Source organism: Sphingomonas sp. (assembly GCF_040398505.1).
Taxonomy (GTDB): domain Bacteria; phylum Pseudomonadota; class Alphaproteobacteria; order Sphingomonadales; family Sphingomonadaceae; genus Sphingomonas.
Genome location: NZ_JBBATX010000067.1, coordinates 6,278 through 15,116 on the forward strand (window position 1 = coordinate 6,278; position 8,839 = coordinate 15,116).

At 63.2% G+C, this 8,839-nt stretch carries 9 protein-coding genes; 4 read left to right on the forward strand and 5 right to left on the reverse strand.

Annotated features, from left to right (window positions below; genetic code table 11):
- Positions 1-20 precede the first annotated feature (20 nt).
- The 3 genes from ABWP09_RS09575 to ABWP09_RS09585 all read left to right on the forward strand — a co-directional run bounded on the left by ABWP09_RS09575 (position 21) and on the right by ABWP09_RS09585 (position 1,986).
- On the forward strand, positions 21-1,217 hold the full coding sequence (locus ABWP09_RS09575) for an exo-beta-N-acetylmuramidase NamZ family protein (protein ID WP_353204920.1): 1,197 nt from the start codon (positions 21-23) through the stop codon (positions 1,215-1,217).
- A 155-nt stretch (positions 1,218-1,372) separates the two neighbouring features.
- Positions 1,373-1,516, forward strand: coding sequence for a hypothetical protein (locus ABWP09_RS09580; protein WP_353204921.1), 144 nt, complete (start codon positions 1,373-1,375; stop codon positions 1,514-1,516).
- Positions 1,517-1,590: 74 nt separating this feature from the next.
- Positions 1,591-1,986, forward strand: a complete 396-nt coding sequence (locus ABWP09_RS09585) for an endonuclease domain-containing protein (RefSeq protein ID WP_353204922.1) — start codon at positions 1,591-1,593, stop codon at positions 1,984-1,986.
- A gap of 75 nt (positions 1,987-2,061) precedes the next feature.
- On the opposite strand, the gene ABWP09_RS09590 is transcribed toward ABWP09_RS09585, so the two are convergent.
- Positions 2,062-3,240 (reverse strand): vWA domain-containing protein, encoded by a 1,179-nt coding sequence (locus ABWP09_RS09590; protein WP_353204923.1) that lies wholly within the window; start codon positions 3,238-3,240, stop codon positions 2,062-2,064.
- Between the two features lie 114 nt (positions 3,241-3,354).
- Positions 3,355-3,912, reverse strand: coding sequence for a CHAP domain-containing protein (locus ABWP09_RS09595; RefSeq protein ID WP_353204924.1), 558 nt, complete (start codon positions 3,910-3,912; stop codon positions 3,355-3,357).
- A gap of 177 nt (positions 3,913-4,089) precedes the next feature.
- On the opposite strand from ABWP09_RS09595, the gene ABWP09_RS09600 reads away from it, so the two are divergent.
- Positions 4,090-6,147 carry a sulfatase-like hydrolase/transferase gene (locus tag ABWP09_RS09600; protein WP_353204925.1) on the forward strand — a complete coding sequence of 686 codons (2,058 nt, stop codon included), beginning with the start codon at positions 4,090-4,092 and terminating at the stop codon, positions 6,145-6,147.
- Between the two features lie 21 nt (positions 6,148-6,168).
- Here the strand turns inward: ABWP09_RS09600 and ABWP09_RS09605 are convergent, their stop codons facing one another.
- From ABWP09_RS09605 to ABWP09_RS09615, 3 genes are all read right to left on the reverse strand, one after another.
- A complete protein-coding gene (locus ABWP09_RS09605; protein WP_353204926.1) occupies positions 6,169-7,023 on the reverse strand; it encodes an AAA family ATPase in 855 nt (284 codons plus the stop codon).
- A gap of 69 nt (positions 7,024-7,092) precedes the next feature.
- Positions 7,093-7,755 carry a DUF6975 family protein gene (locus tag ABWP09_RS09610; protein ID WP_353204927.1) on the reverse strand — a complete coding sequence of 221 codons (663 nt, stop codon included), beginning with the start codon at positions 7,753-7,755 and terminating at the stop codon, positions 7,093-7,095.
- Between the two features lie 162 nt (positions 7,756-7,917).
- Positions 7,918-8,808, reverse strand: coding sequence for a hypothetical protein (locus ABWP09_RS09615; RefSeq protein WP_353204928.1), 891 nt, complete (start codon positions 8,806-8,808; stop codon positions 7,918-7,920).
- Positions 8,809-8,839: the final 31 nt, after the last annotated feature.

Genomic DNA, 8,839 nt, shown 5'->3' on the forward strand with positions numbered 1-8,839 from the left:
AACAAGCGGGATTCTGCCCCATGAACTTCGGTATCGATCGCCTCATCGCCGACCCCGCGCTTCGCGCCCCGCTGGAGGGCAAGCGCGTTGCACTCCTCGCGCATCCCGCATCGGTGACCGCCGATTTGACGCACAGCATCGATGCTTTGGTCGCGGCGGGGATCACCATCACCGCAGCCTTCGGGCCGCAGCACGGGATGCGCGGCGATTTGCAGGACAACATGATGGAGTCGCCCGACTTCACCGATCCGACCTACGGTTTCCCCGTGTTCAGCCTGTATGGCGAAGTGCGTGCGCCCACCGGGCAAGCGATGGGCACGTTCGATGTCGTGCTGGTCGATCTGCAGGATCTCGGCACGCGGATCTACACCTTCATCACGACGCTGCGCTATATGCTCGAGGCGTGCGCCGAGCATAAGAAGGCGCTGTGGGTGCTCGACCGGCCCAACCCGGTGGGACGGCCGATTGAAGGCCTGACCCTGCGCCCCGGCTGGGAGAGTTTCGTCGGGGCAGGCGCGATGCCGATGCGGCACGGGATGACGCTGGGCGAACTCGGCCATTGGTTCATCGCGACTCTGAAGCTCGACGTCGACTATCGCGTGATCGCGATGGAGGGCTGGGCACCCGAGGCAGCGCCCGGCTTCGGCTGGCCGACCGACCGCGTGTGGATCAACCCCAGCCCGAATGCGCCCAACGTCAACATGGCGCGCGCCTATCCCGGCACGGTGATGGTTGAGGGCGCGACGCTGTCCGAAGGGCGTGGGACGACCCGTCCGCTCGAACTGTTCGGCGCGCCCGACGTGGACGCAAAGGCGGTGATCGCCGAGATGCGGCGACTGGCGCCCGAATGGCTCGACGGCGTTCGCTTGCGCGACATGTGGTTCGAGCCGACCTTCCACAAGCATGTCGGCACGCTGTGCAGCGGCGTCCATATCCATGCCGAGGGGCCGTCCTACGATCATGCCGCTTTCCGCCCGTGGCGGGTCCAGGCCTTGGGCTTCAAGGCGATTCGCGCGCTTTATCCCGACTATGATCTGTGGCGCGATTTTCCGTATGAATATGCGTTCGGGAAGCTTGCGATCGACGTGATCAATGGCGGCCCGCTCTTACGTGAATGGGTCGATCACCCGGCGGCGATTCCGGCCGATCTCGACGCGCTGACGCTGCCCGATGAGGCCGATTGGGCCGACGTGCGGCAGCCCTTCCTGCTTTATTGAGCGCATGCCGCGGGGTCGCCTTCGTTTCACCGCAGCGTAGCAACGGCTCGCGCCTCTCACGCAAATTGACGATGGCCACGCAGGACGCAGTAATCCATGATGGCGTTGCTGATTCGGAGGCCGGGGGGGCAGTATCAGCGTACTGGAGGGATGCCGTGGAATCCGACCGTCAATTCTACATGCGGCGCGTAACCGCCGAACGCCAAGCCGCCGCGCGCGCCATCACTGCCGAAGCGCGCGAGCGTCGGATGATGCTGGTCGCGATGTATTTGCAAAAGCTGCAGGCGATCCCGGCCTGACTTGGCTCCCCTCCCTGAAAGGGAGGGGCTGGGGGTGGGTTGGCGAGCAAAGCTCGCCGTTCTACACCGACCACATGCGCCGGATTTCGAAAGCCATAACCGAGCATGCAAGACGGATGCGGCGCGAGCCGACTCCGGCGGAACGTCAGCTTTGGAAGTTGCTCTCACGATACAGACCGTCTTTTACAAGACAGCTTTCGATTGACGATCGCTACATCATCGATCTTGCAAACCGTACCGCCAAGCTGGCGATAGAATTGGATGGAAGCCAACATCACGAGCAGCTTCGTTGCGATACGGAGCGGACGGCGTACCTAGAGGCGCAGGGCTGGCGGGTTGTCAGGCTTTGGAACTCTGATGTCCTATCGAACCCCGAAGGCGCTGCCTTGCGTGTTCTGGCGGAGACCGCCGAGTGCCTCGGCGGCACCCACCCCCAACCCAGCGTCGGGTCGGTCATGCCCCCGGCATGACCTGAACAGCGCGGGGCGCTGTTCACCCGGCGCTCTTCCAGGGAGGGGAGGAAGCGGACACCGCGCTACAAATAATCACCGCTTCCGCGTCAATTCCCGCATCGCTTCATCGAGCCCCGCCAGCGTCAGCGGGTACATGCGGTCGGTCATCAGATCGGCGATGATGCGCAGACTCTGCGAATAGTTCCATTGCTCCTTGGGGGTCGGGTTGAGCCACACTGCTGCTGGATAGGTGTTGGTCAGCCGCTGCAGCCACACCGCGCCCGATTCCTCGTTGAAATGCTCGACCGACCCGCCGGGATGGGTGATCTCATACGGGCTCATCGATGCGTCGCCGACGAACACCAGTTTGTAATCATGGCCGAATTTGTGGAGCACGTCCCACATCGGTGTGCGCTCGGCAAAGCGGCGGCGATTGTCCTTCCACACGCCTTCATACGGGCAATTGTGGAAATAGAAGAATTCGAGATTCTTGAATTCGGTCGTCGCGGCGGAGAACAATTCCTCGCAGAGCTTGACCCACGGGTCCATCGATCCCCCGACATCGAGGAACAGCAACAGCTTGACGGCATTGCGACGTTCGGCGCGCATGACGACGTCGAGCCAGCCCTGGCGCGCGGTGCCGCTGATCGTCGCGTCGATGTCGAGTTCGTCGGCCGCGCCGTCGCGCGCGAATTTGCGCAGCCGGCGCAGCGCCACCTTGATGTTGCGCGTGCCGAGCTCGCGCGTGTTGTCGAGATTCTTGAAGTCGCGCTGGTCCCACACTTTCAGCGCGCGCTTGTGCTTGCTCTCGCCGCCGATGCGGACGCCTTCGGGATTGTAGCCGCTATTGCCGTACGGGCTGGTGCCGCCGGTGCCGACCCATTTGTTGCCGCCCTGGTGGCGCTTTTCCTGCTCGTCGAGCCGCTTTTTGAGCGTCTCCATGATCTCGTCCCATGATCCGAGCGACTTGATCGCTTCCATCTCTTCGGGGGTGAGATATTTCTCGGCGATCGCTTTGAGCCAGTCGGCGGGGATTTCGGCGGCGGTCTGGCCGAATGTGGTGGCGATGCCCTTGAACACCTTGGCGAAGACCTGGTCGAAGCGATCGAGCAGGCCTTCGTCCTTCACGTAGACGGCGCGCGAGAGGTAATAGAAATCCTCGGGCGTGCGGTCGATCACCTCGGCATCGAGCGCTTCGAGCAGGAGGAGGTGCTCTTTCAGACTGGCGGGGATGCCGGCGGCGCGGAGCTCGTCGAGGAAGTTGAGGAACATGGCACATCTCATTCCGCTCCCGCGTGCGGGAGGGGTTTAGGGGAGGGCCTGTATCAAGGCCGGTGTCCAGACCATGCCCTCCCCTTGTGCTGCTCACAAGTGGGCGGGGAGATTTCACCGATACGCGTCGATCAGCGCCCCGACATAATCGGGGTTACGGCTGGTGAGTTCGGGGGCAGGGCGGGCGGAGGCACCGTGCGCAAGCGCCTTGCCGTAGACGAAGCCGTAGGTCGGATAGACCGTGCTGCCGAGGCCCTCCATGTCACGATACCACACTTTGACCGCGCTCCAGTCATTATCGGGCGATACGTCGGTGAGGGTCACATCTTGCTCGGCATGGCCGCGCTCGCCATTCTGGCGCGACCAATTGGCGTGCGTGACCATCACGACACGGGTGTCGACCACGCGGCTGATGACCGCGACATGGCCGAGCGGTAGCCGCGCCGTACGCGCGAAGACGATCACCGCGCCGGCGCGGGGTGTTTCGCCCCGCTGATAATGGCCCGCTGCCCTGTCCCACCACGTCCAGGCATCGCCGAAAATCTGGATGCCCGACGCCGCGCGGGCGAAGGGGACGCATTGCCCGACATAGTCGAGCAATGTGGCGGAACGTGCCGGTGCCGATAGCGCGATGATCGCACAGAGACTCGCAATAATGATCCTGAACCGCATTAGGTAACCCTGACAGCTACCCCCCCAACCTTTGGTAGCGGGAAATGGTTTAAGCGCCGGTTACCAGAAAGCACGGTTCGGAAGAACGTTGCGATCATGTAACGGATCGCATAGATTTGATGATGATCCTGTAAGATTCGTCCTGTCAAAGACTAGCCAGACGAGGAGCAAGGTGTGGTGACGCAGACTGTTACAGCCGCGACCGGTCCCAACATCTTGTTGATCACATGTGACCAATATCGCTTCCCGCGATTTTGCTATGGCCCGGACGGTGGCTTTGTTGAACCGTTGAAGCAAATCCTCGGCTTTCAGGGGACGGTTGATGCAAGCAACCCCTACGCAAAATTCTTTCCGGGTCTTTTGCGGCTGCGGCAGAACGCCGTTGTCCTGCGCAACCACACCATTGCGGCGAGCGCGTGCACACCGAGCCGCACGGTAATCTACACCGGGCAATATGGCACCAAGACCGGTGTGACGCAGACCGACGGGCTGTTCAAGAATGGCGACTCCCCCAACTTTCCCTGGCTGGCGGCAGACGGCATCCCGACGCTTGGCAGCTGGCTGCGCGAGGCCGGGTATTCGACGCATTATTTCGGCAAGTGGCACGTTTCCAATCCGCCGGAACATTCGCTGAATCGCTACGGCTTTGACGATTGGGAGGAATCCTATCCCGAACCGCATGGCGCACAGCCGAACAATCTTGGCGTGTATCGTGACGTGGGCTTCACCGACAGCGCCTGTACGTTCATTCGCCGCAAGGGGTTGGCATTAAATTATAATTACGCCTTCGCGCAGATGGCGGTGAGCGACCCGAATACCAAGGGGCCGGACAAAAGCGCGATTCCGCCGTGGTTTGCCGTCGCATCGTTCACCAATCCGCACGACATCGCGACCTATCCCGGCGTGATCGCGCAAGCGTTGCCGAATGACGATCCTGATTCGAAGCGGGCGACGCAATCGGTCTTCGGTCCACTCACCGTGCCCAATGCCGGGGACGTCACGCCACCGCCGGCGCCGGGCACGATCGAAATCCCGCTCAATCCCGACGGCTTCTTGCAACAAAGCGCCAACGCCGCGCCGACACAGAACGAATCGCTGGCCGACAAGCCAACCTGTCAGCATGAAATGGCGTATAAGGTCGGTCTCGCTTTGGCGGCGAAGGGCGGCTTCAATATCGTCAACGGGTTGGTGAGCGCCGCCGCGGGTGCAGGATTGACCGATCCCACCGCGGACCCGGACGATCTGGAGCAGCAAATGCAGCACGCGATCGCGCTGTCGCTGAAAAGCTGTATCCCGTTCCAGCTATCCGACGATCCCGACGGCAATAGCGTGCAGTTCCTGCAGCTGTACGCGTGGCTGCATGCCGTGGTCGATGCGCATGTCGACGCGGTGTTGACCGCGCTCGACGAGTCGGGACAAGCCGACAACACCGTCGTGATCTTTCTCTCCGATCACGGCGAATATGGCGCGGCGCACGGCATGATGATCGAGAAATGGCACGCTGCGTATCAAAAAGCGCTGCACGTACCCGTCGTGGTGCGCTTTCCCGATCCCGATGCCACGGTGGTCGCCGGCAGCGCGCCCGAGCCGGTTCAGCTCGATGCGCTGACCAGCCATATCGACATCTTGCCGACGATCCTGGGTCTGGCTGGAGTCACGGCCGATGAACGCCGGGCAATTTCCAATCACATGGCGTTGAGCCGCCCGGTCCCGCCGCTCCCCGGCGTCGATCTGTCGGCGTTGATCACCAATGCCGTCAATGGCGTGAGCGATCTTGCGCCGATCATCGAGCCCGACGGCGCGCCGCGCGAAGGCGTATTGTTCATCACTGACGACGAAATCACCGCGCCGTTGCCGCCGGCGCGCACCGCGACCGAACTCCATTCCTACAAGGAATTTGCGGTTTATAATGCAGTGGTCGATCAGGTCATCGCGCCGCCCGACGGATCTCCGGGGGTTGCGCTGCTGCCCGGATCGATCAAGCAGCCCAACCATGTCCGCTGCGTGCGCACCACCGACTATAAACTGGCACGCTATTTCGATCCGTCCGGTGTCGCACCGCAGGAATGGGAAATGTACGATCTGGTCAATGACCCGATCGAGGCGATCAACCTGGTCGAAGTGCACCAGACGCCGCCGCGCGCGCGCACCGACCTTGCTGATCCGGCTTCGATGCAGGTCGTGGTCGATCGGCTGGCGATGCTGCTCGACCGGCTCGAGACTCGCGACCTTTGATGGTGCGGTGGCGGCGGCGGGTTAGCCCTTGTTTGCGGTCCGCTTCGCCATGAAGGCAAGGCGTTCGAACAGCATCACGTCCTGCTCGTTCTTCAGCAACGCACCGTGCAGCGGCGGGATCGCCTTGGTCGGATCGCGATTCTGCAGGACGTCGAGCGGCATGTCCTCGTGCAGCAGCAGCTTGAGCCAATCGAGCAATTCGCTCGTGCTCGGCTTCTTCTTGAGACCGGGGACGTCGCGTACGTCGTAGAAAATGTCCATCGCGCGGTTGACCAGAATCTTCTGGATGCCGGGGAAGTGGACGTCGACAATCGCCTGCATCGTGCCACGATCGGGGAATTTGATGTAGTGGAAGAAGCAGCGGCGCAGGAACGCGTCGGGCAATTCTTTCTCATTGTTCGACGTGATGATGACGATCGGGCGCTCGACAGCGCGAACGGTTTCTTTGGTTTCGTAAACGTGGAATTCCATCCGATCGAGTTCCTGCAACAGATCGTTGGGGAATTCGATATCGGCCTTGTCGATCTCGTCGATCAGCAGGACCGGGGGCTTATCGCGCGTAAAGGCTTCCCACAATTTGCCGCGGCGGATGTAGTTCGAGATGTCATGGACGCGTTCGTCGCCGAGCTGTCCATCGCGCAGGCGGGCGACTGCATCATATTCGTACAGGCCTTGCTGCGCCTTGGTCGTGGATTTGATGTTCCACTCGATCAGTTCGGCGTCGAGCGCCTTGGCGATTTCATAGGCGAGGACGGTTTTGCCGGTGCCGGGTTCGCCCTTGACCAGCAACGGGCGGCGCAGCGTAACGGCGGCGTTGACCGCAACCTTCAGATCGTCGGTGGCGACATAGCCTTGCGTGCCTTCGAACCGCTTCATCGCATCCGTCCCGTTCTTTTGAATAGCGGGTACGGCGGTAGCGGGAAAGATGCCGGGAGCGCAAGCGACCTAAAGCGAATCCCGCGCGATCGCCCGGGCCTCGATCAAGTCGCACAACCCGCGATGCTGAGCGAAGATCTGTTGCGCGCCGAACGCCATTGCGCGGCGCACCGGCGCGGCGGCGTCGGCTGCGGTGGCGATGTGCGCGATCGCGATCTCATCGGGCAATTGCGATGCGACGACGGTGACACCCGCGCGGTGCGCGGCGGCGTCGAGGATGCGGCGAAAGGCGTGCCAGTCGATCACGAGTGCGATCGCCGCTCCAATCGAGCAGCCGGCCCGATCGGAGCGGGCGAGCATGTCGAAGGTGTGACGTTGTGCGGCGAAGGCGGTGTCGCTCTCGGCTTGACCGGGGGTTGAGGGGAGTGGGCCGACCGCGGCGGTCAAGCGGGCGAGATAGGCGCGTTCGACCCCAAAGGCCTCGGTTGCGTCGGTCAGCCAGTCCGTATCGAGATCAGCGACGCCGCGGCGGGCGGCTTCCTCGAACAGGTCGGTAAGGCGGCCGTGGACCGCGCACACCGCATGTACCGCATCGGCGAGATCACGCCCGGCAACGTCCGGAAGCGTAAGACGGCGCACGAGTGCATGCTGCGCGCACCCGTCGCTTGCTGCCAGCGCGGCGATGTTGCCTGCCTCCAGGGCTGGTTTCAGCTGTGTCGATGCGATCGCCATGACCCCTATATCGTCCTCTTTAAACCGACGCAGCAGCGCCGGGTCTCACCCGAATGGCAAGCAGTGGGGCAAGGGATATACCGAAGCGCGTAAAGACCTGGTGTAGCTGCGGTTAAGTGTACCTAAATAGGTTTGTATCGCGACGTGTCCGATGGCGTGCGATCACGCCGCCACCAGCACCGCCGCCACGCCTTCGATCGCCGCGCCGTTACGCAAGGGCGCGAGGCCGATCCGCACCGACACCGGATCGGCGCGGTTGACGAGCAGGCTGAACTGGAGCGGGGCGGGGGTTTCGCCCGCCAGCGCGCGTTCAATCGCCTCGCCAAGCATCACGCGCGCGTCGATTTCCGCCAGTGCGACGAAGCGGATCATCGCCAGCGCATCGCGCGTCAGGCCGGTCATCGCCGAAAGCGCAGCGCTGGGATCGACCGCATAGCCGCGCGGATTGATCGTCACGCAGGCGACGCCGGTCGTGGCGAGCAAAGCGGCATCGAGCGCGTGCGCGCTGGCCAGTGCGTGGGCGGCTTCGCGTTCGGGCGTACCGTCCTGCGCGAAGAGCACCACGCCCGCGCCCGCAGGCTCGATCGCCAGCGTCAGCATCCGCCCCTCACGCGCGGCGGACGGGATATCGAGGCGATCGCCGATGCCCGATGCCAGCACGCGCCGAATCGCGTCGGTCAGGAAAGCCCGCGCCGAAAGCGGTGCGACCGCATCGATCGCCGCACCGGGCGCGACGGTCGCGCCGAAATGCGCGCGCGCCGTGCGGCTTGAGGCGATGATCGAGCCGTCATTCGCCGCCAGCACCACCAGATCGCGCATCCCATCGAGTAAGGCGGTCGCATCGATTGCGGGAGCGGCGGTGGCGGTGGTGTCGGGCGCATGCGCCGCGCACAATGCGTCCATCGTCTCGATCGAGGTCAGGACGAAGCGCGGACGCCCGCGGTGCAGAATATAGAGCGGCGCGCGCGCGGCGCGTTCCTGCCACAGGCCGAAATGGCGGACGAGATCCGAAGAGGTGACGAGCTGTTCGGGGGGCAGGGCGGGCGATATCATCGCTCAAGGATAAGCAACCGCGCCGCGCACG

What these genes read in the sequence shown, in the direction of transcription:
- ABWP09_RS09575 (WP_353204920.1), top strand. Translation starts at nt 21, where the DNA reads ATGAACTTCGGTATCGATCGCCTCATCGCCGACCCCGCGCTTCGCGCC.
- ABWP09_RS09585 (WP_353204922.1), top strand. Translation starts at nt 1,591, where the DNA reads ATGCGCCGGATTTCGAAAGCCATAACCGAGCATGCAAGACGGATGCGG.
- ABWP09_RS09590 (WP_353204923.1), bottom strand. Translation starts at nt 3,240, where the DNA reads ATGTTCCTCAACTTCCTCGACGAGCTCCGCGCCGCCGGCATCCCCGCC.
- ABWP09_RS09595 (WP_353204924.1), bottom strand. Translation starts at nt 3,912, where the DNA reads ATGCGGTTCAGGATCATTATTGCGAGTCTCTGTGCGATCATCGCGCTA.
- ABWP09_RS09605 (WP_353204926.1), bottom strand. Translation starts at nt 7,023, where the DNA reads ATGAAGCGGTTCGAAGGCACGCAAGGCTATGTCGCCACCGACGATCTG.
- ABWP09_RS09610 (WP_353204927.1), bottom strand. Translation starts at nt 7,755, where the DNA reads ATGGCGATCGCATCGACACAGCTGAAACCAGCCCTGGAGGCAGGCAAC.
- ABWP09_RS09615 (WP_353204928.1), bottom strand. Translation starts at nt 8,808, where the DNA reads ATGATATCGCCCGCCCTGCCCCCCGAACAGCTCGTCACCTCTTCGGAT.